This is a genomic window from Gordonia westfalica (assembly GCF_900105725.1).
In the GTDB taxonomy this organism is placed as follows: domain Bacteria; phylum Actinomycetota; class Actinomycetes; order Mycobacteriales; family Mycobacteriaceae; genus Gordonia; species Gordonia westfalica.
This window is the reverse complement of the sequence record NZ_FNLM01000034.1, coordinates 2,104,670-2,127,799: the sequence shown is the minus strand read 5'-3', so window position 1 is coordinate 2,127,799 and position 23,130 is coordinate 2,104,670. Positions and strand designations below refer to the sequence as shown.

Genomic DNA, 23,130 nt, shown 5'->3' with positions numbered 1-23,130 from the left:
CGAGATTCCCCTGTTTTCGGAGGTAGTCATGAGTATCCGATCAGCCCGCCGTCCCAACCCGTCGTGGCCGGCGCTGCCGGATTGGTCCGATCTGATGTCCCGATTCGAGTCCATGCCGCCATGGAGCTCCGGGGCGGGACGTCTGATCCGCGTCGAGGAACACCTCGATGAGGGCAAGTACACCGTGCGAGCCGAACTGCCTGGCATGGACCCGGACAAGGACTTCGACATCAGCGTCCGTGACGGGCGATTGACGATCAAGGCAGAACGCGAGGAGCGCAGCGAAGAAGGCACCCGGACGGAGTTCCACTACGGGAGTTTCTATCGCTCCGTGCCGCTGCCCGAGGGCGCGAAGGCGGGCGACATCGACGCGACCTACACCGACGGCATCCTGACCGTGACGATGCCGGTGAGCGAAGCGCCGTCTCCCGAGAAGCGGATCGAGATCAAGCGGACGCCAGCCGAGGGCGGCAAGGACAAGTGACGAGGTAACGGCACCGAACGCGACATTGTCGTGAATTGTGTTGCCGCCGGACGTGACCCGTCGACGATGACGGCGGGTGACCTGGCACAGGGCGGTACCTACCATCTTCCTGAACCGGTCCGGTGTCGTCGTCGAACCGGGGGAGGTGAGGAAGAATGCTCGATCAGATGATGCACATCTGTCACCACCTGATGATGTGGATGCACGGCATGGGGATGATGCCGCCGATGCACATGCACATGTGAGCCGGCGGTGCCGGCCGGCATGCGGACACTACGTCGCGACGACCAGCCAGGCGGCGGCGTAGTGGAGCAGTGCGGCCACCGCGGTGCATAGGTGGAAGACCTCATGATGACCGAAGGTCCGAGGCCACGGGTTTGGCCAGCGGGCCGCGTAGAGGACCCCGCCGACGCTGTACAGGACGCCGCCGAGGGCCAGCAGGATCATGATCAGGTAGCCGGTCTGGGCGACGAGGGCGGGAGCCACCGCGACGATGACCCAGCCGAGCAGGATGTAGAGCGTGACGCCCAGCCAGCGGGGAGCTCCGGGCCAGAGGATCTTGAGCAGAGACCCGCCGAGCGCGCCGGCCCAGACGATGCCGAGAACCCACCAGCTCGCCGGCGACGGCAGTCCGAGGGCACAGAACGGCGTGTAGGTGCCGGCGATGAACAGGAAGATCATCGCGTGGTCGGCGCGCTTCATCCGGATGCGCGCACGCGCGGTCTTCCACGGGACCCGGTGATAGGTCGCACTGACGGTGAACAGCCCGACCACGGTGACCGCATAGATCGCGCACGTCAGCGCGGCGACGGCGCCGTCGAGGATCGCGGCCCCGATGACCAGCGCGAGACCGGCGACCGCTGCCACATAGGCGGAGTAGTGGTGGATGACGCCGCGAAGACGGGGGCGATCGGCCACCCCCGGGGGCGGGCTCGACAGGGTGTTCACGAAACCTACGGTACCGTAACTTACTCGCCTGTAGGGACAGCGCCGGAAGTCGGCGGGGGTCATCCTCCTCGCACCCCGACGCGTAAGGTGTCCCACGTGACACGAGGCCGCGAAGGATGAAGCTGCTGCCGGACCGGGTACGCCGTCCAGTTCTGACCATCTACGAACGTCGACTCATTCAGCTTCTCGACACCCAACGCCTGCCGCGGCATGTCGCGATCATCTGCGACGGCAACCGGCGCTGGGCTCGCGAAGCCGGGTTCGACGACGTCGCCCATGGCCACCGCGTGGGGGCGCAGCGCATCGCCGACATGCTCGGCTGGTGTGCGGGTCTGGGTATCGAGGCCGTAACCATCTATCTGCTCTCCACCGAGAACCTGAACCGGTCGTCGGACGAGCTCGAGGCCCTGCTCGAGATCGTGCCCGACATCGTCGACGAGATCTCGTCGCCGGAGGGGGACTGGTGCATCCGCATCGTCGGCACGCTCGATGCCCTGCCCGACGCCGTCGCGCAGCGGTTGCGGGCCGCCGCCGAGCGCACTTCCGAGCGGAACGGCATGAACGTCAACGTCGCCGTCGGGTACGGCGGGCGCCAGGAGATCGTCGACGCGGTGCGAGCGTTGCTCGACGAGCAGCGTGCCGCCGGGGCGACGCCCGAGGAGATGATCGAGGCGGTCACCGTCGAGGCGATCGACGCGAATCTCTACACCAAGGGGCAGCCCGATCCCGACCTCGTGATCCGGACCTCCGGAGAGCAGCGGCTGTCGGGATTCCTGTTGTGGCAGAGCGCATATTCGGAGATCTGGTTCACCGACGCGTACTGGCCCGAGTTCCGCCGGGTCGATTTCCTTCGCGCGCTACGGGATTACTCCGCGCGGAGCCGTCGCTTCGGCAAGTAGGCCGCGTAGCGCCTGCAGGTCGGTGGCGAAGGTCGACACCGCGGGGGTGCCGAACCCGACGCAGATCCGGTGCGTGCGCGGTTGTCGGGTTCGGTACTCCGGCGCAGTCAGTCCGCTCTGCGGCGTGGCCACCTCGAGATCACGGCATCGACGAGTACGAACACGGCCAGGCTGAGCCCGAGGAGTGGCAGGAACCAACCGATGGCGACCGCGATGACGATGACTGCCGTCGCGGATGGCGCCGGCAGCCGAAGTAACGCGCCACGGACCGGCGGACGGCCGACCGTAAGACGTCCCGACCGCCGTGGACGGCGTTGCCACCACATCTGGTAGCCGCGGATGATCAAGGCCAGCAAGGCGATCGACAACAGCAGAAGCACCAGCTGGTTGATCCAGCCGAACAGGATGCCCATGTGCAGGGCGATGCCCCAGTTCGTCAGCTGCGCCGCCAATGGCCAGTCGCCGAACCGGGATTCGTCCACGATGTGCCCGGTCGCGCCGTCGACGGCGACACTGTCCGGGCTGAACTGCCACGGCTGACGCGTCTCGGTCACCGTGAACGCGGTGCCGGCGCCGGACGGCACGGTCACCTCGACGGCCTCGTCGACACCCGCGGCCCGCGCCGCATCGAGAACGCGGTCGAGTTCGCCGATCATCGACGAGGCGTCTGGTTGTGGTTCGGCACCATGGTCGGCATGGTGATCACCGTGATCGCCCACCGCGGTGACGACCGTGGGCGTCGTCCACTTCAGCGCCGTCCGGAGTTCGGCCACGTTGTCGCCGGCGTACTTCGACCAGGTGAGCCCGGTGGCGGACAAGAACACCAGTCCGACGACGAGCCACACTCCGATCACCCCATGGCGGTTGCGGGTCCGGTTCCGTCCGGTCGCCTGGGCGTCGAACGTCGCGAAGTGTTCCGCGGAACGGCGACGTCTCGCCTGTGAGATCCACAGTGCCAGACCGCCAAGAGCGACCACCCACAGCCAGGAGGCGGCGAGCTCGCTGTAGATCCGGCCGGGCTCACCGAGATGCAGGTTGCGATGCAGGCCGCTCAACCAAGCGCGCAACGGTAGGGCGGCACTACTGCCGTAGGAGACGAGCTGCCCTGTCGACTCCAGGGTGACCGGGTCGATGAAGACGGCCTGCCGTTCGGATTCGCCGAGCGTCGGGTCGTCGAACAGCACGCGGGTGGTGTCGCCGGGGGAGGCCGCGGGCCGCACCGCGGAGAGCGTCAGGTCGGGACGGAGCCGAACCGCGGCGCCGACCTGTTCGGCGACCGGTCGGGCGTCACCGGAGCTGGATGTGTGCAACTGATCGCGGTAGACGACCTGTTCGAGGGACGGGGCGATCGCGTACAGGCCACCGGTGATCGCGGCGACGACGAGGAGGGGTGCGACGAACACACCGGCGTAGAAGTGCAGTCGCCGTAAGAGCGGTTGTAAGCCCGATGGACGGGCCGGTGGTGAGCCGGCTGCCTCGGGAGTGTCGGGTGGATCGGACATGACCGGAGAAGAAGAGTGGGGCACGGGCCCGCCTTTCGATGATGACGGCGCGCGGCAGCCACGACGATGATCGGTCCGTCGACGACCGCAGGATCACACGCGCCGACCGGCCCGCTGGATCAGCGGGTCGGTGAGAAATGGATGGTCAGCGAACCATCAGTGGCGGGCCCCGCGTGTCCAGGGCGGCAACGGCACGGATACTCCGGCGCGCGTCGGGGACGGGGAAGAGACGATCGAGCCTCGGGGCCTTGCTGGTCGGCGGGTCGAGAACCGGCCGGAGAGCGGCGACGATCGCGGTCAGGAGGGCGGGGATGGCGGCTTCCCCGACGCGGATGGCGACGGCGCCCACGACGGTGGCGCCGAGGTGCACGGCGGCCATCGTCGGTGTCACGGCTGCGACGCCATGGTGTCCGTGAGCGGATGCGTCGGCGAGCGTGGTCGAGGAGAGGTGGGCGATCAGCTGGCCGATGCCGAGTAGCGCGAGGGTCGTGAACCAACCCGCCGGGCGACGGAGTGTGGTGCCGATGGTCCCGCCGAGAACTGCGCATGCGGCGACCATCATCAGCAGCGACGAGGTGCCGGGAACTGCGCCGCCGGCCATTCCGTGCGCGGCGATGCCCGTGCTCGCCGACAGCGCGCCGACTGCGCATCCGCGCAATCTGTTCACGGTCTGCTGGGCCGGGTTCACCGCCGCATCGTATCCGGAGGTTCTCATCCCGAGACGACCAGCCAGGCCAGCAGTCAATGATCGCTATGGTTCACCGACGCATACTGGCCCGAGTTCCGCCGCGTCGATTTCCTCCGTCCGCTACGGGACCACTCGGCGCGCAGCAGGCGATACGGCGAGTAGGTCGCGCAGCGCCTGAAGGTCGGTCGTGAAGGTCGATGCCGCGGGAGCTCCGAATCCGACGACCAGACCGCCGTTGGGCAGCGGGTCGGCGTCGGGATGGCGGAACAACGACAGTCCGACGACGCCGATCCCGCGTTCGAATGCCTGGTGGATCAGGGTGTGCTCGTCCGCGTGGCCGACTGGGACGACCGCGTGCAGTCCGGCGGCGATCCCGGGTACTTCGAATCCGCTCGCGCTGACCGCGTCGACGAGTGCGTCGCGGCGCTGTCGATAGAACTGCCGGCTCCGACGGATGTGCCGGTCGTAGGCGCCGGAGTGGATCAGGTCCGCGAGGATCAGCTGATCGACGATGCTCGCATCCGGCTCACGCATTCCCTTGGCGCCCACCACGATGTCCACCAGCGTCGGTGGCAGGGCGAGCCACCCGGCGCGGACGGCGGGGGAGAGGCTCTTGCTCATCGACCCCGCGTGGATGACGACGTCGGGACCGAGTGACTGCAGTGCACCGACGGGATCGCGGTCGTAGCGGAACTCGCCGTCGTAGTCGTCCTCGACGATGATCGCGCCCGTGCGACGGGCCCACTCGATGACCTGCATGCGTCGCGCCGGGGACAGGGCGACCCCGGTGGGGAACTGGTGACTCGGGGACAGCAGGACCGCGGAGGCGTCGCTGCGCTCGAGGTCGTCGATCACCATGCCCTCGGCGTCGACAGGGATCGGGATCACCCGGGTGCCGCCGCGCTCGACTGCCTGCCAGTGGAAGGGCAGGCCGCGGCTCTCGACCGCGATCACGTCTCCGAACACCGTGCGCGACAACAACTCCAGCGCGGCCTGTACCGCGGTGCCGAGCACGATTCGATCGGCGCTCGCACGCACGCCGCGAGTGCGGCTGAGGTATCCACTCAGGGCACGGCGGAGTTCCGGTCGGCCCTGCGGGTGTGACGGGGCGAAGGCCTCGTCGCCGACATCGGTGAGTACCCGACGGGTGGCGCGGATCCAGTCGGTCCGCGGGAACATGCTCGCGCACGGCTGACCGAGCGAGAAGTCGTGCGGGAATCGGAAAGTGGTGGGCGGCGCGGGTTCCTCGCCGGCGATCTGGGTGTCGGTGGTTTTCGTGGCGGTGTCGGGATGTGCCGCGCCGTCGGCCACGCGCGTGGCCGAACCCTGGCGAGCGGTCAGCCAGCCCTCCGCGATCAATTCCTGATACACGGTCGACACCGTGCCGCGGGCCAGACCGAGGTCGGCGGCCAGGGAGCGATACGGCGGCAGCGCGGTGCCGGCGGGGAGGCGCCCGTCGAGGATGGCCGAACGCAACGCCTCGGTGAGGGTTCGGCGCAGCGTCGCGCCGCGTCCGCGGGCGCTCGCCTCGGGGTCGGGCTGCAGGTCGAGGAACAGATCGGCGCCCAGACGTGCGGCCACCTCGGCCCAGGGATCGGGAGTGGTGGCGTCCGGGGTAGCCGGATTGACCCTGTTTTCTTCCATCGGATTGGACCACTTTCTTGTGCTAATCCCGAACTAGCGTAAGTCCTGAACAGGTGAACTGACACAGAGGCCGCGATGTCGGCGAGGAGGGCGAGATGAAGATCGTGGTGGTCGGAGCGAGCGGAGAACTGGGCAATCAAGTTGCGGACATCCTCGCCGAGCGCGGCCACGAGGTGGTGCGGGCGAACCGGGGGACCGGGGTCGATGCCTACACCGGTGATGGTCTGGCTCAGGCGCTGTCCGGGGCCGACACGGTGGTCGACTGCCTCAGCCTCGAGACGCTGAGTGCGAAGAAGGCCGTCGACTTCTTCCGGACGACGGCGCACAACATCGGCAGGGCCGCCACCGCAGCCGCGGTCGGGCAGGTCGTCGTCGTCTCCATCGTCAACGCCGACGATCCGTCGGTGAACGCGAAATTCGGTTACTACCAAGGCAAAGCGGCCCAGGAGGCCGCCTACCGCGATGTCGTCGACCCGGCGTCGCTGACCATCCTGGCCTCGGTGCAGTGGTTCGAACTCGCCGAACAGATGATGGGGAGAATGGCTTTCGGTCCCGTCGCGGTCGTACCGAAGATGTGGTGCCGTCCAGCGGCCGCGGGGGATGTGGCGAAGGTGGTCGCGGACACGGCAACCGCGGCGCCTGTCCCCGCGAACGGGGGCGGGGTCCGCAAGATCGAGGTCGCCGGGCCCGCCGAGATGAGTCTCGTCGAGGTGGCGAAAGCCGTTGCGGGAAGGCGGGGATCGCCACGCTGGGTTCTCAGGGCGCCCGTCGGTGGGCCGGCGATCCGCGGCGGGGGACTGGTGCCGGCGAACCCCGACGTGGTCACCCCGACCACACTCGAACAGTGGCTGGCCCGCCACGTCGACGCTTCCGCGGGCAGTGCGCGATGAGTGTTCATCCCGGCGCCCACATTTCGACGAGCGGCGTGCGTCCGTGACCGCCGGCTGACGTCAGACCATCGCGAACGGGGAGACCTCCATGCCGATCTCGAGAGATCCGGCGATCTCCCGGATCTCGTCGTAGTCGAAGACGACGTGGCCGGACAGGACGTCCACGTCTCGGCGTGCACGCTGCATGGGGTGGTCGACGAAGTGCACACTGGCACCCGATGCCTCGAGCAGAGTACCGATCACCGCTCGCGATTCGTTCACGATGCGGGCCGCGGCGAGGCGTGCCTGCGCACGCGTGCGGATGTCGACCGTCCCTCCGGCGGCGAGGATTGCGTCGATGGTAGTGGTGGTCCCGGCGAGAAGACCGCGCAGGGCCTGAAGCCGGATTCGTGCGTCGCCCAACCGAATACGCGATGCGGGCTTGTCCTTCTGCTTGACCATCTGATAGGCGAGGACCCGTTCGGAGAGCCGCGCCGCGTACATGTCGGCGACCCGCTCGGCCGTGCCGAGGGCCGGCATCGCGGCCAGCAGGGCGAGTGCGGGAACCATCGGCCACCGATACGAGTGGTTGTCGTGCAGTGATGCGCCGGGTGTCCTGCCTCCGTAGAGATCTCGGACCCGGACGGTGCGGTGGGCGGGTACGAAGGCGTTCTCGATCACCACGTCGTTGGAGCCGGTCGCCCGCATGCCGTCGGTGTGCCAGACATCTTCCACCCGCGCGTCGTCGACCGGCAGCAATGCGAGGATCGCGTCGGGCCGGTCGCCGGTGACGACGGCGCCCACCATCACCCAGTTGGCCTCCATGATCCCGGTGGCCCATGACCAGCGTCCGGACACCGAGTAACCGTCACCCCGGGGCTCCGCGGTGCCGGTCGGCGCCAACGGTGCCGGTGCGAGGTACGGGCGGTCGGCGAACGCCTCCTGCTGCGCCTCCTCGCCGAACAGGGCGGTGATCCAGCCGTGCAGCGTGTAGAACCCCAGGGTCCAGGCGCTCGACGTGCATCCGTGGGCGAGGCGTCGGACGTGGTCGAGGATCTCGGGGAAGGGGGCTTCGAGTCCGCCGAATCTCCTGGGGATCAACAGATCCAGGAGGCCGGAGTCGGTCGCGTCCCGGATGGTCTCGGCCGGCAGCCTCCGCAGTTCTTCCGCCCGGCCGGCGCGCTCGGCCAGGGCGGCGATGAATTCGTCGGTGATGCGCACCGTTCCGGATGTCGGGGTGTCCACGGAGCGGAACGTAACATACAAAAAAGTATGGTCTGGGCAGTTCCGGGTAGAACGCGACGTTAGGCTGAGGGAATGGTCCGAGGGCACGAGCGCGGCGGCGGTCACCTATCCGCCGACGACTGGATCGAGCTCGGGTACGCCATCCTGGCCGAGGACGGGTTCAAGCAGATCAAGATCGACACCGTATGTACCCGCATGGGCGTCACCAAGGGCAGTTTCTACTGGCATTTCAAGGACATCGCGGCCTACCGGAGGGCGCTCGTAGCCCGGTGGGGTGAGTGGAGCGACGAGGAGCACCAGAACTTCGCTGCTCTGGACGACCTACCGCCGCGCGACCGCCTGATGGGGCTGATCGCCCAGCTCACGAGTCCGCGGCACTGGATGATCGAACGGGCGATGCGGGAATGGGCCCGTTCGGATCCGGATGCGGAGGCCAGTATCCGCGCATCCGATCGTCGGGCCCGAGAAGCGGTGCGGCAGTGCCTCGTCGACCACGGGCTGGACCCGAAGACCGCATCTGTCCGCGCCGCCTGGATCTTCGCGATGGGTATCGGTGCCCTGCACCTGTCCTACTCCGAAGAGGACCGGGCGGCCGCCGGCCGCCACAGCGTCGAACTGGTGGATCTGATGCTCACAGCTTCCGCAGGCGCACCCGGTTGATCGAGTGGTCGACGTCCTTACGGAGGACCAGCGACGCCCGCGGCCGCGTGGGCAGGATGTTCTCGATGAGGTTCGGCCGGTTGATCGAGGTCCACAGGTCCCGCGCCGCGGCCGTGGCCTGATCGTCGGTGAGCGAGGCGTACGCGTGGAAGTGGGAGTCCGGGTTGGCGAACGAGGTGGTCCGCATCTGCAGGAATCGGGAGATGTACCACTCCTCGATGTCCTCCACCTTGGCGTCGACGTAGATGGAGAAGTCGAAGAGATCCGACACCATCAGCGTCTCGCCGGTCTGCAGGACGTTGAGTCCCTCCAGGATCAGGATGTCGGGCTGTCGCACATAGTGATAGACGTTCGGCACGATGTCGTAGGCCAGGTGGGAGTAGACCGGAGCGGCCACCTCGCGCGCCCCGGATTTCACCTCGGTCACGAACCGGAGCAGGGCGCGGCGGTCGTACGACTCGGGAAAACCCTTGCGATGCAGAATGCCTCGACGCTGCATCTCCGCCGTCGGCAGCAGGAAGCCGTCCGTGGTGATGAGGTCGACCTTCGGGTGTGATTCCCAGCGGGCGAGCAGCGCCGCGAGCACGCGGGCCGTCGTCGACTTCCCCACCGCGACACTGCCCGCGATGCCGATGACGAACGGCACCTGCCGGTTGACCTGACGCTCGCCGAGGAAGGTCGAGGTCGCGGCGAACAGTCGTTGGCGCGCAGCGACTTGCAGGTGGATGAGACGCGACAGCGGGAGGTAGACGTCGGCGACCTCGTCGAGGTCGATCTGCTCACCGAGACCCACGAGTTCGGCGAGCTCGGACTCGTTCAGCACGAGCGGCATCGACTCACGAAGTTCGCGCCACTGCCGGCGGTCGAGTTCCAGGTACAGACTGGGGTCCCGATCACTGGCATTGCGAGCCATCAGCGCAGCTCCGGGGTAGTGGTACGCGCGGCTGCCCGGGTCGTCATGCGTAACAGCTTAGGGCCGACCTCTCGTCACGACGCGGTGGGTCCACGCGGTGCGTCGACCCGCGGTAACGTGCCCGGTATGCCGACCGACCACACGAACCCCGACCTCGTCACCGATTACCTGCGGCTGGGGCTGGCATTCGATCGGCTCGAAGAGGGTTTCGTCGACGCCTTCACCGGTGACCCGGGAATGCGCGCCGAGATCGCCAACGGACCCGCACCCGACCCGGCGCAGCTCGCGGAGCGCGCCCGTGCGCTGCGTGCCGATCTCCCCGGTGAACTGCCCGCGGCGCGCGCGGAGTTCATCGGGTCCCACCTTCGGGCACTCGAGTGTTCGGCCCGCAAGTTCGCCGGCGACGACATCTCCTTCGTCGACGAGGTCAACGCCTATTTCGACGTCGACATAGCACTCGCCGACGCCGATCGCTACCGGCAGGCGCACACCGACCTGGCGGAGGCGCTCGGCATCGCCGACGCCACCGGCGGCGAACTGCGCGACGCCTACGCCGCGCACCGTCGGGCCGACGAGATCCCCGCCGACCGGGTCGACGAGTGCGTGCGGGCGTTCAGCGGCGCCCTCCGGGAACGCGTCCGCGCGCAATACCCCTTGCCGGACAACGAGATCGTCGAGTTCGAGGTCGTCACCGACAAGCCGTGGTCGGGGTTCAACTACTACCTCGGGAACTTCCGGTCCCGGGTGGCGATCAATGCCGACCTCACGCAGTACATGTCGTCGCTCCCGCATCTGATCGCCCACGAGGCGTACCCCGGTCACCACACCGAGCACTGCCGCAAGGAGCAGCTGCTCGTCGGCGCAGGCCAGCACGAGCAGTCGATCTTCCTCGTCAACACCCCGCAGTGTCTGATGGCCGAGGGACTCGCCGACCACGCCCTCACCGCGGTCATGGGCAAAGAGTGGGGAGCCTGGGCGCAGGAGATCTACGCCGACCTCGGCCTGCGCTTCGACGCCGACCGGGCGATGCGCGTCGGAAGCGCCACCTCCGGACTCCTGACCGTCCGCCAGGACGCGGCCCTGATGCTGCACGACCAGCACGCCGAGTCCGACGACGTCGTCGAGTTCCTCGAGACGTGGTTGCTCGCGCCGCCCGAACGCGCCCGCCAGATGCTCCGCTTCCTCACCTCACCGCTGTGGCGTGCGTACATCAGCACCTATGTCGAGGGGTACCAATTGCTCGACAGCTGGCTCGACGCCGCCGATGACCGTGCCGCGGCCTTCGGCCGGCTGCTCGACGAGCCGCTCATCCCGGCGAGCCTCCGGCGGGAACTGGTGCCTGGTTAGGGGATATGCCGGGGGGCTCCCTAGACTTGTCGGCATGACCGCGAACTCGTCATCCGTGAACTCGATGTCCCTGGCCGAGCTCGACCCCGATGTCGCCGCCGCCATGAACGGCGAACTCAGCCGTCAGCGTGACACCCTCGAGATGATCGCCTCGGAGAACTTCGTGCCCCGCGCCGTGCTGCAGGCACAGGGCAGCGTGCTCACCAACAAGTACGCCGAGGGTTACCCGGGCCGCCGCTACTACGGCGGATGCGAGTACGTCGACGTGGTCGAGGACATCGCCCGCAACCGTGCCAAGGAACTGTTCGGCGCCGACTTCGCCAACGTCCAGCCGCATTCGGGAGCGCAGGCGAACGCGGCCGTGCTGCAGGCCCTGATGGAGCCGGGGGAGACCATGCTCGGTCTCGACCTGGCCCACGGCGGTCACCTCACCCACGGCATGCGCCTCAACTTCTCCGGCAAGCTCTACGAGAACGCCTTCTACGGCGTGAGCAAGGAAGACTTCCGGATCGACATGGACGAGGTGCGCAAGATCGCCCTCGACGTCAAGCCGAAGGTCATCGTGGCCGGCTGGTCGGCCTACCCGCGCACCCTCGACTTCGAGGCGTTCCGGTCCATCGCCGACGAGGTCGGCGCCCACCTGTGGGTCGACATGGCGCATTTCGCCGGACTCGTCGCCGCCGGACTGCACCCGTCGCCGGTGCCGCACGCCGACGTCGTCAGCTCGACCGTGCACAAGACCCTCGGCGGACCCCGCTCGGGCATCATCCTCGCCAAGCAGGAGTGGGCCAAGAAACTCAACTCGGCGGTGTTCCCCGGACAGCAGGGCGGGCCGCTCATGCACGCGATCGCCGGTAAGGCCGTCGCCCTCAAGATCGCCGGCACCGAGGAGTTCGCCGAGCGTCAGCGCCGAACCCTGTCGGGCGCGAAGCTCCTGGCCGAGCGCCTCAACGGCGCCGATGTCGCCAAGGCCGGTGTCTCGGTGCTCACCGGCGGCACCGACGTCCACCTCGTGCTCGTCGACCTGCGCAACAGTGACCTCGACGGTCAGCAGGCCGAAGATCTGCTGCACCAAGTCGGCATCACGGTCAACCGCAACGCCGTGCCGTTCGACCCGCGCCCGCCGATGGTGACGTCGGGTCTGCGTATCGGCACGCCCGCGCTGGCCACCCGCGGCTTCGGCGACGAGCAGTTCACCGAGGTCGCCGACATCATCGCCACCGCGCTCGCCAACGGTTCGTCCGCCGACGTCTCGGCGCTGCGCGGCCGGGTCTCGAAGCTCGCCCTCGACTTCCCGCTCTACGAGGGACTCGAGGAGTGGGGGCTGATGAGCCGCATCTGAGCGGAGCGAAGGTGTGACCTGAATTGCCCGCCGTCCCTCGGCGTCCGTATCCTTGCAGCGATGAACGCACTCACTGAAGACGACCTGATCATCGCGCTCGAGAAGGCTCTTCCCGAGATCGCCGAAGACCACCAGTCGGCCGCCACTCCGTGGAATCCGCACGACTGGGTGCCGTGGGACGACGGACGCAACTTCGCGTTCCTCGGCGGCGACGACTTCGATCCGTCGCAGGCGACGCTGTCCGACGAGGCACGTGCCGGGCTGCTGGCGCTGCTCCTCACCAAGGACAACCTGCCGTCGTACCATCGTGTGCTGGCGAAGCACTTCCCGGCCTTCTCCGAGTGGCGTCAGCTGATCGGCGTGTGGACCGCGGAGGACAACCGTCACTCGATCGTCCTGCGCGACTACCTCGTCGTCCGCCGCGCGATCGACCCGGTGGACGCCGAGGACCGTCGACTCGTCCACGTGACCAAGGGCTACCGGCAGACCCCGGAACAGGTCGATGCTCTCGGACCGCTCGACGTGCTCGCACTGATGGCCGTGCACGAGAACCAGTGCGTCAGCTTCATCAAGCGGATGTCCGCAGTCGCCGACGACGAGGTCCTGGAGCAGATCCTCACCAAGATCTCCGCCGACGACCAGCAGCAGGCCAACACGTTCGCGGCGTTCCTCAACGCCGGCGTCATCGCCGACCAGGACGCCACCGTCATCGCGATCGACTCCGCGCTGGCGCTGGGTCGGGCCGAGGCCATCGGTCACGACATCGACGACTTCGAGGCCGAGCGCGCTCTCATCGCCGACTACGAGAACGCCGACACCTGGAAGGAGATCGCGGCGACCCTCGCCGACGCGGTCAAGCTCGACAGTGTGGAAGGCCTGGGCGAGGAGGCCGAGGCGGCGCGCCGGCGCATCCTCTCCCACGCGCGCAGTTAACCCTGCGACACCCCCAGAACGCGCTCACGGCGCCATCAGGACGGCAAAAGCCCTGGTGGCGCCGTTTGCGTCCCTGCGTCAGACGATACTGCGGTTAACGCGAAATTCACGCCGACACACCCGATTCCGGCGCGCCGCAGGCGAGGTCTGCGCGTACGTTGGCGAGTGACGGGCCGCGGGGAAGCGGTTCGTCCGGGAGGTTCGATTCGTGGATTGCAACAGCATCACGAGGGGGCCGGCCCCGGTCCTCGTCCACCTCGGCTGACGCCGGGGGCAACGGACTTCGATCAGCCGGTCAACTGCGAGAACTGGTTTGTGCGGGCGCCGCACGAACGTAGGAGCCCCACGTGACCACACGCACCTACGTCCTCGATACTTCCGTCCTGCTGTCCGATCCCTGGGCGGCCATGCGCTTCGCGGAGCACTCAGTGGTGTTACCACTGGTGGTCATCAGCGAACTCGAGGGCAAACGTCACCACCACGAGCTCGGCTGGTTTGCACGTGAGGCGTTGCGCATGCTCGACGACCTGCGGTTGGCGCACGGTCGGCTCGACCTGCCGATCGAGATCGGTGAGGAGGGCGGAACCCTCCAGGTGGAGCTCAACCACACCGATCCGGCTGTTCTGCCGGCGGGTTTCCGCACCGACAGCAACGATTCCCGGATTCTTGCCTGTGCGCTGAACCTGCGCGCCGAGGGCAAGGACGTCACCCTGGTGTCCAAGGACACCCCGCTGCGTGTGAAGGCCGGTGCGGTCGGCCTGGCCGCCGACGAGTACCACGCGCAGGACGTGGTGGTGTCCGGGTGGTCGGGGATGACCGAGCTCGACGTCCCCACCTCGACGATCGACGCGTTGTTCGCCGACGGCGTCGTCGACCTCGACGAGGCCAGGGAGCTGCCGTGCCACACCGGCATCCGTCTTCTCAGCCCGTCGTCGAGCGCGCTCGGCCGCGTCAACGCGGAGAAGCGCGTGCAGCTGGTGCGGGGTGATCGTGAGGCTTTCGGTCTGCACGGGCGTTCCGCGGAACAGCGGGTCGCCCTCGACCTGCTCCTCGACGACAGCGTCGGCATCGTCTCGCTTGGCGGAAAGGCGGGCACCGGCAAGTCGGCGCTGGCGCTGTGCGCGGGTCTCGAGGCGGTCCTGGAGCGCCGGACGCAGCGGAAGGTCGTGGTGTTCCGGCCGCTGTACGCGGTCGGTGGTCAGCAGCTCGGCTACCTGCCGGGTGGCGAGGCCGAGAAGATGGGCCCGTGGGCGCAGGCGGTGTTCGACACCCTCGAAGGTCTCGCGTCGCCGGAGGTCATCGAGGAGGTGCTGAGCCGCGGGATGCTGGAGGTGTTGCCGCTGACTCACATCCGTGGCCGGTCGCTGCACGATTCGTTCGTGATCGTCGACGAGGCGCAGTCACTGGAACGCAACGTCCTGCTGACGGTGCTCTCCCGGTTGGGTTCGGGTTCGCGCGTCGTCCTGACCCACGACGTCGCCCAGCGCGACAACCTCCGTGTGGGCCGGCACGACGGCGTCGCCGCGGTGATCGAGAAGCTGAAGGGGCATCCGCTCTTCGCGCACATCACCCTGACCCGTAGTGAGCGGTCGCCGATCGCGGCGCTGGTGACGGAGATGCTCGAGGAGTTCGGCCCCTCCGCGCCGTGAGTGTGGCGAGTCGGGCTTGTCTGTGTACTGACGGTTAACAATCGTAGGAAAACGGAGGAGGGCCGCGGCGATTCGCTGAGGGGAGTGAATCACCGCGGCCTTCCGTCACGGTGGCCCAGCACCGAGTTCTACTGTGTCGCAGGGGTTCTCGATGGCGGACCGGTCTCAGTGGGCGATCAGGCTTCGCCGCCGCCGCCGAGGCTGTTGAGCAGGTCGATGATGGCCGTCAGGAATTCGATGTTCTCGAGGGAACCCATTGTCTCTCCTTCGTCGGTGGATAATCCGATCGGCGAGGCCGTTGTTCGACTCAAGCCATTGCCGACGCTAACGATCATATTTCGTTCGTGCAAAGGGGAAATCGAAAAAATTGGTGGGGTGTGGACGGGGGAATTGATTTGGGCTGCATTGCCCAGCGTCGCGAGCAATAGAAAATCGTGAATTTTCCTTCGATGATTCGCCGCAGTCCTCGGCATGTCGCGCCATTGCGGCGCATGGTCGCCCTTGATCCGATCCTCATTGCACCGTGACCATCACGTGACTCACGGGGACTTGCGCGCTGTCACACTGTTGTGGTGCAGAAGTTACTGATGAGGCGAATGAGACTGCTGGGACTATTGGTGATTGTGGTGCTCGCCGCTTGTGCCGGTGGTGCGGGTCAGGCGTTCGCCGAGCCGGAGCCGACCACCCCCGGGACGACCACACCCGGGACGCCCACCACGCCGGGGAGTCCGTCGCTTCCGGGGACGGGTCCGGGCCTCGGTATCCCGCTGCTCGACGAGGTGCTCAACCAACTCGCCGGCGACAACGGTTCCGCGGATGCACCCGGCGGCGTCGGGCGCGCCGGAGCCGAGACCAGCCAGATGATCGTCGTGACCGCACCCAAGGCATCGGACACGACCGCCACCCTCACGGCCTTCGAGAAGGGGGCGGACGGCAGCTGGAAGCCCGTCATCGGGCCGACCAAGGCATTCCTCGGTTCCCTGGGTATGGGGGAACCCCAGGACAACGTGTATCGCACGCCGGAGGGCACGTTCCCGCTCGACCAGGCGTTCGGCCGCCAGGCGAACCCGGGCACCAAGATGCCGTACATCAAGGTCGACCAGCAGGACTGGTGGGATTCCGACACCAAGTCGCCGACGTACAACACCCACGTGCGTCAGCCGCAGAGCCCCGGCGGCGACAGCGAGAACCTGTACAACTCGGGTCCCGTGTACGACTACGCCGTCAACATCGCCCACAACCCGGAACGCACGCCCGGCAAGGCGTCGGCCATGTTCCTGCACGTGACCAACAACGAACCCACGATGGGCTGCGTCGCCATCGAACGCGAGCTGATGAAGAAGGTCCTCGTCTGGCTCGACCCGGCGAAGAGCCCGAAGATCACGATCGGCGTCAACCAGGGTGCGCCGACCGACGAGGCGCCCGGAGCAACCCCTCAAACAACTCCGGGTGCCACGCCGTCGACTCCCGACCTTCCCGGCGGTGACATGCTCACCGGTCTGCTGTCGCAGTTGGTCGGTGTGGTGCCTGCGCTGTTCGGTCTCGGCGCGGGTCTCACGGGTCGCTGATCTCGAGACGCGCGTGCCGGCAGGCCGGGCAGAAGGTCTCCTCGGCGCCGATGTGCCAGCCGTTGCCCCTGGCCAGGTCGTCCCGGGCCTGGTCGGCGACGGGTGATCGCGGGATGAAGCTACGCCCGCAGCTGTCGCAGTACCGGTCGGCCGAACCCTCGGTTTCGGCGGACAACGGCGATATGGCTGTCATGTCGGTGGACCTCAGATGCTGGCTGTGTCGACTCGGGTCCTGTCGCTGCTTCGCCCCGAGCTCGGATGAGCGACCACTCCAGTGTCATCAGATGTGATGTACATCTCATAGGGCCGAATGGCACTTGCTTGCGCGACCGGGTCCGGCTCAGCGGTCGTGGGGCACGACCATCACCGGGCACCGCGCCGCTCGCAGGACCGCCAGGGTCGTCGAGCCGAGTCTCAAGTCGGCGAATCCGCCACGGCCACGGGCGCCCACGACGAGCAGTTGGGCCGCCTGGGCGTGGTCGAGCAGTGCGCGGGCAGGACGGTCCCTGGTCACGGCATGGCGGACGGCCACCTGCGGGTACACCCGGCGAACGCCGGCCAGTTCGTCGTCGAGCCAGGCGTCGGCCCGGCCCCGGTGGCTCGGCCATTCGGACATCGTGCACGGCACCGGCATGTCGACGACCTCGGTGTCGCACCAGGCATGCACGACCGTGACAGGTACCTCGCGGACGGCTGCCGCGGCGAATGCGGCGTCGACCGCCCGGCGTCCACCCGGGGAACCGTCGGTACCGACCACGACGCTCGCCCGAGGCCAGCGCGATGCCGGGTCCCGGACCACCGTCAGCGGGCACCTGCAGTGTTCGGCCACGGCGGTGGTCACCGATCCGAGGGCCACGCGGTGGCCCGCCATGTGTCCGCGATTGCCGAGGACGAGCATCCGGGCGTGCTCCGATGCCTCGAGGAGGGCGGCGATCGGCGCGTCGTCGACCACCCGGGTCGTGATCTTCAACGGTTCGGGGGCGTCGGTGGAGTCCTCCACGACGCGACGGGTTTCGGCCAGCGCGCGTTCGCACCGGGCCAGGAGTGGATCGATGCCGTGCTGCTCCAGAACGTGTGGATCGTCGGCGGAGAGGTTCGCCGAGGCGATCATCTCGATCTCGGACCTGTGCAGGGCGGCGTCGCGCGCGGCCCAGCGAGCCGCGGAACGTGCGGTGGCGGATCCGTCGACACCCACGACGACGGGCCGGTCGGTGGTCCTGGACGCGGTCACACGGCTGTCCCCCTGGAGGTCACGCACCGGGTACCGGATTGTCCGGCATCGGCTCTGCCCTCGCTCAAGTACAGGCCACGCCGGGGGGTGAGTCACCGGGTAAAGAGTCCCGAGCCTGAGGACCAAGGGCACGTTTGCTGCCGAAGGTCCTCGGGTATGGGGCCGGCGATCAGTGGGCGCCGCCTCGCTGCGTCTTCGCGGCGTAGACGGCAGCCTGGGTGCGTCGTTCCATGCCGAGTTTTCCGAGCAGCCGGGAGACATAGTTCTTCACGGTCTTCTCGGCGAGGTGCATCCGGGCGGCGATCTGCCGATTGGTCAGGCCCTCGCCGAGAAGGGCGAGCAGAGTGCTCTCCTGGGCGCTCAACCCGTCGCTGGGCGTCTCCTCTTTCTCGCGCTGGGTGCGCAGCCGGTCCATCAGGGCCGCGGCCGCGCGGTTGTCGAGCAGCGACCGTCCGGCGCCCACATCGCTGATGGCCCGGGCCAGCTCCATTCCCGTGATGTCCTTGATGACGTATCCGCTGGCGCCGGCGAGGATCGCGTCCATCATCGCCTCGTCGTCGGTCATCGATGTCAGCATGAGGCATCGGAGGCCCTCGACGCGGTCGAGCAACTCGCGGCACAGCTCGATCCCGTTTCCGTCGGGGAGGCGGACGTCGAGGACCGCGACGTCCGGTTTGACGGTCGGTATGCGGGCGATGGCCTGCTCGCAGGTCGCCGCCTCGCCGACGACCCGGACGTCGTCATCGTGGTCGAGGAGCTCGACGAGACCCCGTCGAACTATCTCGTGGTCGTCGACGAGGAAAACCGAGATCATCGGCGAGGACCTCCCTTGCGGAAAACGGATGTCCCTTGCTGGGTTCCACTGCCACGGATTGTATTCGCTCCTCGTGGAGAATTGCCCCGATTGCCCGGGAGCACCGAAACCCGAGCATTTCCGTTATGTCCGATTTTTCTGAGCGGTGGCGGATTGGGAAATGTCGAATTGCCGTGCGGGATCGACTGATCGAAATTCGGAACGTGAGCCGGCGGGAATCGTTCAACCGAATAACCGTCGGGGGCGGGCGGTCTATCATTCGGAATATGGTCCGCGAGTTACCGGAACACGGCGCGAGATCCATCGAACTGCAAAATGCGTTGTCGCAGATGCGATTACGTGAGCTCCTCGATGAGGTTCGCGACCGGATCGCGCAGATCGCCGATGTTCGCGATCGCATCGACGGTCTGCTCGAGGCCATGCTGACGGTCAGTTCCGACCTCGATCTGGAGAGCACGCTCGAGTCCATCGTGGCCGCCGCGATCCGTTTGGTCGACGCCGAGTACGGGGCGCTCGGAGTTCTCGGCAGCGGTCACGACCTCTCGGCGTTCCTCGCCCAGGGCATCGGGGAGGACGTGCGCACGGAGATCGGGCACCTGCCGACGGGTCGCGGGGTGCTCGGCCTGCTCATCGACGAACCGCGGGTGTTGCGTCTCACCGACCTCTCCGAGCATCCGGCGTCGGTGGGGTTCCCGGCGAACCACCCGCCGATGACCAGCTTCCTGGGTGCACCGATCCGGGTCCGCGAGGAGATCTTCGGCAACCTGTACCTGACCGAGAAGAAGAACGGCGGGCTGTTCACCGAGGACGATGAGCTGGTCATCCAGGCCCTCGCGTCGGCCGCGGGTATCGCGATCGAGAACGCACGGCTCTACGAGCAGGCGCAGGCACAGCTCGCCTGGATCGAGGCGAACCGCGACGTCGTCGCCGAGCTGCTGAAAGGAGCCGACAACCAAGAGGTCCTCGAAGGGATCGCGCGCAAGGTCCTCACGCTGGCCGAGGCCGACCTGGTCTGCATCGCCGAACCCCACGACCACGACGAGCCGCCCGGATCGGTCGAGGAACTCGTCGTCACGGTCGCCGAGGGGATCGACGCGAACGTCTTCCGCGGACGGGCGGTACCCATCAAGGGGTCGACCTCGGGCCACGCCTTCGTGCAACGCCGGGCGGTACTGCGCGACCACCTCGAGTACGACATCTCCGGTGATTCGTCGACGCGCCACGGCCCGGTGATGGTGGCCCCGCTGCGCACGGCCGACTCGACCCGCGGCGTGTTGATAGCTCTGCGGGCGAAGGGGCGCGAAGCGTTCGCCGAGGACCTGTTGAGCCTGAGCGCCGACTTCGCCGACCAGGCGGCCCTGGCACTCCAGCTGGCCGGCGCGACGAACCAGGCCCACCAGATGCGGGTGCTGGAGGATCGCGAACGGATCGCGCGCGATCTGCACGATCACGTGATCCAGCGGATCTTCGCCGAGGGACTCACCCTGCAGGCGACGCTGCAGCGCACCCGGTCACCCGAGATCCGGGAGCGACTGACGCGGTCGATCAACAACATGCAGGACATCGTCCAGGACGTGCGGACGACGATCTTCGATCTCCAGTCGGAGGGCTCCGAGACCACCCGACTCCGTCAACGGGTCCAGGAGGCGGTCGATCAGCAGGTCGACGACCTGCCACTTCAGACACACGTGCGGATGGCGGGACCGCTGTCGATCGTCGAGCCGCGACTGGCCGATCAGGTGGTGGCGGTGGTGCGCGAGGCGTTGAGCAATGCGGTGCGATATGCCCATGCCACGACGGTGATGGTCTCGATCGCCGTCGACGACGAACTCGCCGTGGAGGTCACCGACGACGGTGTCGGACTGCCCGAGGACGTCACGCCGAGCGGGCTGAAGAATCTGCAGACGCGAGCCGTCGAATCGGGCGGGTCGTTCGCTCTCACGACGCCCGGCTCCGGGCACGGATTGTGCGTCCGGTGGTCGGTGCCGCTCTAGTGTTCGGCCGGCAATCGCCAGGCCGAGGTCCGCTCGGTCACCCACGCCACGGCCTGCACTCCCGACAGGAGACCGAAGAGTAGGACGAGCCAGATGGACAGCCCGATCAGTGCGCAGACCGCGAAGGCTGCGAGGAATGCGACGAGAACACCGGTGAGAGTGATGACCGGTCACCTCCTACCTGCTTGGAGGGGGACTCCCGGGGGGCTTCGGGAGACTGACCCTCACACTTTCTCGTGTCGGGGGCGCCTGCGGGAGGGGCCGAAGGTCACAAGTTGCCGGGACCACGTTTGAGTTCGAAGCCCACCGTGCGCACACCGTCGGCGCCGTCCCGGGGTGCGGTCGTCCGGTCGATCTGCGCGCGTGCCTGGTCGAGGACCGGGGTGTCCGGGTCGAGGACCGACAGGTAGCGGTCGTGCGCGGCGAGGGACCGCACGGCCACCTCGAACTGCGCGTCGACGTCGACCGAATGCGTTGCCGCCGGACCGTTCTCGAACAACCAGGCCGGGACCTGCCCGGAACCGGCGGCCAGGGCGTCGTAGGCGTCGAGGACTGCGGCGGCGAACTCCATGTGATCGCGTTGATTCGGCTGGCCGGGTGCCCACTCCGGCCCGCCGTACAGCGACAGGATCACCTGCGGAGCGATGCGTTCGACGGTTTCGGCGATCTTCGCACGGAGTTCGGGGGTGTTGTGGATGTCGCTGTCGGGGAACCCCCAGAACTCCACCTCGTCGACACCGACGATCGAGGCCGACGCGCGCTGCTCGGCCTCGCGCAGCGGTCCGCACTCGGCCGGTGGCATTCCCTCGATGCCGCGTTCGCCGCTGGAAGCGAGGGCGTACACCACGCGCCTGCCCTCGTCGGTCCATCGTGCGACCGCCGCGGCCATCCCGTACTCCGGGTCGTCGGGATGGGCGACGAGGACCAGTGCGGTCCGCCAATCCGTGGGAAAGGGCTTCAGGTTGCTCATGGCGCGACCGTACTCAGCGTTCCCGGTCGAGGTTGGCCATCTTCAGCACGTCGAGCCGCGCGTCGAGTTCCTCCTCGCTGAGCTTGTCGCCCACGAGGCCCCGATCGATCACGGTCTCGCGAATCGTCTTGCCCTCCTTGAGGGCCTGTTTGGCGACCGCGGCGGCCTCCTCGTAGCCGATCGCGCTGTTGAGTGGGGTCACGATCGACGGGGAGCTCTCGGCGAGGATACGCAGACGGTCGACGTTGGCCTGCAGTCCCGAGATGCAGCGGTCGGCGAACAGCCGGGACACGTTGGCCAGCAGCTTGAGTGACTCGAGGACGTTGCGGGCCATCATCGGGATGTAGACGTTGAGTTCGAAGGCGCCGTTGCCGCCGCCCCAGGTGACCGCCGCGTCGTTGCCGACGACCTGTGCGGCGACCTGCGTAACAGCTTCGGGCAGAACGGGATTGACTTTGCCCGGCATGATCGAACTGCCCGGCTGGAGGTCGGGGAGCAGGATCTCGCCCAGACCGGTCAGCGGTCCCGAGCCCATCCACCGGACGTCGTTGGCGATCTTGGTGAGCGACACCGCGACCGTCTTCAGCTGGCCGGACAGTTCGACGAGGCCGTCACGCGCGGCCTGGGCCTCGAAGTTGTCCTTGGCGAGGGAGAGTTCCTCGACGCCGGTGCGGCGGACGAGTTCGGCGACCACCTTGGTGCCGAAGCCGGCCGGGGCGTTGAGTCCGGTGCCGACGGCGGTGCCGCCGATGGGCAGTTCGCCGACCCGCGGCAGGGTCGAGGTGACGCGTTCGATCCCCGCCTCGACCTGCCGTGCGTATCCGGCGAATTCCTGACCGAGGGTGACCGGTACCGCGTCCATCAGGTGGGTGCGGCCGCTCTTGACGACCTCGCGCCACTCGGTCGCCTTGTCGGCCAGGGCCTCACGGAGATGTTCGAGCGCCGGGACGAGGTCGGTGACGACCGCCTCCGTCGCCGCGACATGCGTGGCGGTGGGGAAGGTGTCGTTCGACGACTGGGACATGTTGACGTGATCGTTCGGATGCACGTCGACCCCGTTGGCCTTCGCGATCGATGCGATGACCTCGTTGGTGTTCATGTTGGAGCTCGTGCCCGAACCGGTCTGGAAGACGTCGATCGGGAACTGGTCGTCGTGGCGGCCGTCGGCGATCTCGGTGGCCGCCGCGATGATCGCGTCGGCCCGCTCGGCGTCGAGGAGGCCCAGATCCTTGTTGACCGTGGCGCAGGCCGCCTTCAGCAGACCCATGGCCCGGATCTGCGTCCGTTCCAGCGGGCGATGGCTGATTGGAAAGTTCTCCACCGCCCGCTGCGTCTGGGCGCGCCACAGGGCATCGACAGGCACCTGCACCTCGCCCATCGTGTCGTGCTCGATGCGGTATTCCTGCTTGCCCTGTGCCTCGGCCATCGGT

22 protein-coding genes and 1 pseudogene are annotated in these 23,130 nt (G+C 67.8%); 11 read left to right on the top strand and 12 right to left on the bottom strand.

The features are described 5' to 3' along the window. Positions 1–28: 28 nt before the first annotated feature. The gene (locus BLU62_RS15085) at positions 29–484 is read left to right on the top strand and encodes an Hsp20/alpha crystallin family protein (RefSeq protein WP_074850321.1); all 456 of its coding nucleotides are present in this window, start codon (positions 29–31) and stop codon (positions 482–484) included. A 273-nt stretch (positions 485–757) separates the two neighbouring features. Here BLU62_RS15085 and trhA read toward each other — a convergent pair whose 3' ends face one another. Further along, positions 758–1,432 carry a PAQR family membrane homeostasis protein TrhA gene (trhA, locus tag BLU62_RS15080; protein ID WP_074850319.1) on the bottom strand — a complete coding sequence of 225 codons (675 nt, stop codon included), beginning with the start codon at positions 1,430–1,432 and terminating at the stop codon, positions 758–760. A 116-nt stretch (positions 1,433–1,548) separates the two neighbouring features. On the opposite strand from trhA, the gene BLU62_RS15075 reads away from it, so the two are divergent. Further along, positions 1,549–2,331 carry an isoprenyl transferase gene (locus BLU62_RS15075; protein WP_074850317.1) on the top strand — a complete coding sequence of 261 codons (783 nt, stop codon included), beginning with the start codon at positions 1,549–1,551 and terminating at the stop codon, positions 2,329–2,331. Between the two features lie 107 nt (positions 2,332–2,438). On the opposite strand, the gene BLU62_RS15070 is transcribed toward BLU62_RS15075, so the two are convergent. After that, positions 2,439–3,833 carry a PepSY-associated TM helix domain-containing protein gene (locus BLU62_RS15070; RefSeq protein WP_074850315.1) on the bottom strand — a complete coding sequence of 465 codons (1,395 nt, stop codon included), beginning with the start codon at positions 3,831–3,833 and terminating at the stop codon, positions 2,439–2,441. 145 nt (positions 3,834–3,978) lie between these two features. Further along, a complete protein-coding gene (locus tag BLU62_RS15065) occupies positions 3,979–4,521 on the bottom strand; it encodes a hypothetical protein (RefSeq protein ID WP_244278191.1) in 543 nt (180 codons plus the stop codon). 63 nt (positions 4,522–4,584) lie between these two features. Here BLU62_RS15065 and BLU62_RS31885 point away from each other — a divergent pair. Next, positions 4,585–4,683 (top strand): annotated as a pseudogene (locus BLU62_RS31885) (undecaprenyl diphosphate synthase family protein); the annotation flags it as partial. On the opposite strand, the gene pdxR reads toward BLU62_RS31885, so the two are convergent. After that, positions 4,642–6,165 (bottom strand): MocR-like pyridoxine biosynthesis transcription factor PdxR, encoded by a 1,524-nt coding sequence (gene pdxR / locus BLU62_RS15060; RefSeq protein ID WP_074850311.1) that lies wholly within the window; start codon positions 6,163–6,165, stop codon positions 4,642–4,644. The pseudogene BLU62_RS31885 and the gene pdxR overlap by 42 nt on opposite strands. A gap of 95 nt (positions 6,166–6,260) precedes the next feature. Here pdxR and BLU62_RS15055 point away from each other — a divergent pair, with 95 nt between their 5' ends. After that, positions 6,261–7,055: an SDR family oxidoreductase gene (locus tag BLU62_RS15055; RefSeq protein ID WP_074850309.1), complete on the top strand. Its 795-nt coding sequence runs from the start codon at positions 6,261–6,263 to the stop codon at positions 7,053–7,055. A 60-nt stretch (positions 7,056–7,115) separates the two neighbouring features. Here the strand turns inward: BLU62_RS15055 and BLU62_RS15050 are convergent, their stop codons facing one another. Next, positions 7,116–8,279, bottom strand: a complete 1,164-nt coding sequence (locus tag BLU62_RS15050; protein ID WP_074850307.1) for an acyl-CoA dehydrogenase family protein — start codon at positions 8,277–8,279, stop codon at positions 7,116–7,118. 72 nt (positions 8,280–8,351) lie between these two features. Between BLU62_RS15050 and BLU62_RS15045 the strand changes: the two genes are divergently transcribed. Beyond that, the gene (locus BLU62_RS15045; protein ID WP_074850305.1) at positions 8,352–8,939 is read left to right on the top strand and encodes a TetR/AcrR family transcriptional regulator; all 588 of its coding nucleotides are present in this window, start codon (positions 8,352–8,354) and stop codon (positions 8,937–8,939) included. Here the strand turns inward: BLU62_RS15045 and coaA are convergent. Then, a complete protein-coding gene (gene coaA, locus BLU62_RS15040; RefSeq protein WP_074850304.1) occupies positions 8,911–9,852 on the bottom strand; it encodes a type I pantothenate kinase in 942 nt (313 codons plus the stop codon). The genes BLU62_RS15045 and coaA overlap by 29 nt on opposite strands. 126 nt (positions 9,853–9,978) lie before the next feature. Between coaA and BLU62_RS15035 the strand changes: the two genes are divergently transcribed. From BLU62_RS15035 to phoH2, 4 genes are all read left to right on the top strand, one after another. Continuing rightward, positions 9,979–11,199, top strand: coding sequence for a DUF885 domain-containing protein (locus BLU62_RS15035; RefSeq protein ID WP_074850302.1), 1,221 nt, complete (start codon positions 9,979–9,981; stop codon positions 11,197–11,199). Positions 11,200–11,233: 34 nt separating this feature from the next. Next, on the top strand, positions 11,234–12,541 hold the full coding sequence (gene glyA, locus BLU62_RS15030; protein ID WP_074850300.1) for a serine hydroxymethyltransferase: 1,308 nt from the start codon (positions 11,234–11,236) through the stop codon (positions 12,539–12,541). Between the two features lie 60 nt (positions 12,542–12,601). Beyond that, positions 12,602–13,474, top strand: coding sequence for an acyl-ACP desaturase (locus tag BLU62_RS15025; RefSeq protein ID WP_074850298.1), 873 nt, complete (start codon positions 12,602–12,604; stop codon positions 13,472–13,474). A 347-nt stretch (positions 13,475–13,821) separates the two neighbouring features. Beyond that, positions 13,822–15,123, top strand: a complete 1,302-nt coding sequence (gene phoH2, locus BLU62_RS15020) for an RNA 5'-3' helicase PhoH2 (protein WP_074850296.1) — start codon at positions 13,822–13,824, stop codon at positions 15,121–15,123. 176 nt (positions 15,124–15,299) lie between these two features. On the opposite strand, the gene BLU62_RS32525 is transcribed toward phoH2, so the two are convergent. Beyond that, positions 15,300–15,548, bottom strand: a complete 249-nt coding sequence (locus tag BLU62_RS32525) for a hypothetical protein (RefSeq protein WP_139180029.1) — start codon at positions 15,546–15,548, stop codon at positions 15,300–15,302. Between the two features lie 171 nt (positions 15,549–15,719). Here BLU62_RS32525 and BLU62_RS15015 point away from each other — a divergent pair, with 171 nt between their 5' ends. Further along, positions 15,720–16,691 carry a L,D-transpeptidase family protein gene (locus tag BLU62_RS15015; protein WP_074850294.1) on the top strand — a complete coding sequence of 324 codons (972 nt, stop codon included), beginning with the start codon at positions 15,720–15,722 and terminating at the stop codon, positions 16,689–16,691. Here the strand turns inward: BLU62_RS15015 and BLU62_RS15010 are convergent. The 3 genes from BLU62_RS15010 to BLU62_RS15000 form a co-directional block, all read right to left on the bottom strand. After that, on the bottom strand, positions 16,678–16,884 hold the full coding sequence (locus tag BLU62_RS15010; RefSeq protein ID WP_074850292.1) for a hypothetical protein: 207 nt from the start codon (positions 16,882–16,884) through the stop codon (positions 16,678–16,680). The two genes, BLU62_RS15015 and BLU62_RS15010, sit on opposite strands and share 14 nt — an antisense overlap. Before the next feature lie 147 nt (positions 16,885–17,031). Next, positions 17,032–17,922, bottom strand: coding sequence for a universal stress protein (locus BLU62_RS15005; RefSeq protein WP_074852921.1), 891 nt, complete (start codon positions 17,920–17,922; stop codon positions 17,032–17,034). 169 nt (positions 17,923–18,091) lie between these two features. Next, entirely contained in the window at positions 18,092–18,736 is a 645-nt protein-coding gene (locus tag BLU62_RS15000; RefSeq protein ID WP_074850290.1) for a response regulator, read from the bottom strand. A gap of 266 nt (positions 18,737–19,002) precedes the next feature. Here BLU62_RS15000 and BLU62_RS14995 point away from each other — a divergent pair, with 266 nt between their 5' ends. Continuing rightward, positions 19,003–20,730: a GAF domain-containing sensor histidine kinase gene (locus tag BLU62_RS14995; RefSeq protein WP_074850288.1), complete on the top strand. Its 1,728-nt coding sequence runs from the start codon at positions 19,003–19,005 to the stop codon at positions 20,728–20,730. Positions 20,731–20,998: 268 nt separating this feature from the next. On the opposite strand, the gene BLU62_RS14990 is transcribed toward BLU62_RS14995, so the two are convergent. Next, the gene (locus BLU62_RS14990; protein ID WP_074850286.1) at positions 20,999–21,700 is read right to left on the bottom strand and encodes a PIG-L deacetylase family protein; all 702 of its coding nucleotides are present in this window, start codon (positions 21,698–21,700) and stop codon (positions 20,999–21,001) included. A gap of 13 nt (positions 21,701–21,713) precedes the next feature. Further along, positions 21,714–23,126 (bottom strand): class II fumarate hydratase, encoded by a 1,413-nt coding sequence (locus BLU62_RS14985; protein WP_074850284.1) that lies wholly within the window; start codon positions 23,124–23,126, stop codon positions 21,714–21,716. Positions 23,127–23,130 lie beyond the last annotated feature (4 nt).

Excerpts from the sequence above, each read along its gene's own strand:
- BLU62_RS15085 (WP_074850321.1), top strand. The coding sequence starts at position 29 with ATGAGTATCCGATCAGCCCGCCGTCCCAACCCGTCGTGGCCGGCGCTG.
- BLU62_RS15075 (WP_074850317.1), top strand. The coding sequence starts at position 1,549 with ATGAAGCTGCTGCCGGACCGGGTACGCCGTCCAGTTCTGACCATCTAC.
- BLU62_RS15070 (WP_074850315.1), bottom strand. The coding sequence starts at position 3,833 with ATGTCCGATCCACCCGACACTCCCGAGGCAGCCGGCTCACCACCGGCC.
- pdxR (WP_074850311.1), bottom strand. The coding sequence starts at position 6,165 with ATGGAAGAAAACAGGGTCAATCCGGCTACCCCGGACGCCACCACTCCC.
- BLU62_RS15055 (WP_074850309.1), top strand. The coding sequence starts at position 6,261 with ATGAAGATCGTGGTGGTCGGAGCGAGCGGAGAACTGGGCAATCAAGTT.
- BLU62_RS15045 (WP_074850305.1), top strand. The coding sequence starts at position 8,352 with ATGGTCCGAGGGCACGAGCGCGGCGGCGGTCACCTATCCGCCGACGAC.
- coaA (WP_074850304.1), bottom strand. The coding sequence starts at position 9,852 with ATGGCTCGCAATGCCAGTGATCGGGACCCCAGTCTGTACCTGGAACTC.
- BLU62_RS15035 (WP_074850302.1), top strand. The coding sequence starts at position 9,979 with ATGCCGACCGACCACACGAACCCCGACCTCGTCACCGATTACCTGCGG.
- glyA (WP_074850300.1), top strand. The coding sequence starts at position 11,234 with ATGACCGCGAACTCGTCATCCGTGAACTCGATGTCCCTGGCCGAGCTC.
- BLU62_RS15025 (WP_074850298.1), top strand. The coding sequence starts at position 12,602 with ATGAACGCACTCACTGAAGACGACCTGATCATCGCGCTCGAGAAGGCT.
- BLU62_RS15015 (WP_074850294.1), top strand. The coding sequence starts at position 15,720 with ATGAGACTGCTGGGACTATTGGTGATTGTGGTGCTCGCCGCTTGTGCC.
- BLU62_RS15010 (WP_074850292.1), bottom strand. The coding sequence starts at position 16,884 with ATGACAGCCATATCGCCGTTGTCCGCCGAAACCGAGGGTTCGGCCGAC.
- BLU62_RS15000 (WP_074850290.1), bottom strand. The coding sequence starts at position 18,736 with ATGATCTCGGTTTTCCTCGTCGACGACCACGAGATAGTTCGACGGGGT.
- BLU62_RS14995 (WP_074850288.1), top strand. The coding sequence starts at position 19,003 with ATGGTCCGCGAGTTACCGGAACACGGCGCGAGATCCATCGAACTGCAA.
- BLU62_RS14990 (WP_074850286.1), bottom strand. The coding sequence starts at position 21,700 with ATGAGCAACCTGAAGCCCTTTCCCACGGATTGGCGGACCGCACTGGTC.
- BLU62_RS14985 (WP_074850284.1), bottom strand. The coding sequence starts at position 23,126 with ATGGCCGAGGCACAGGGCAAGCAGGAATACCGCATCGAGCACGACACG.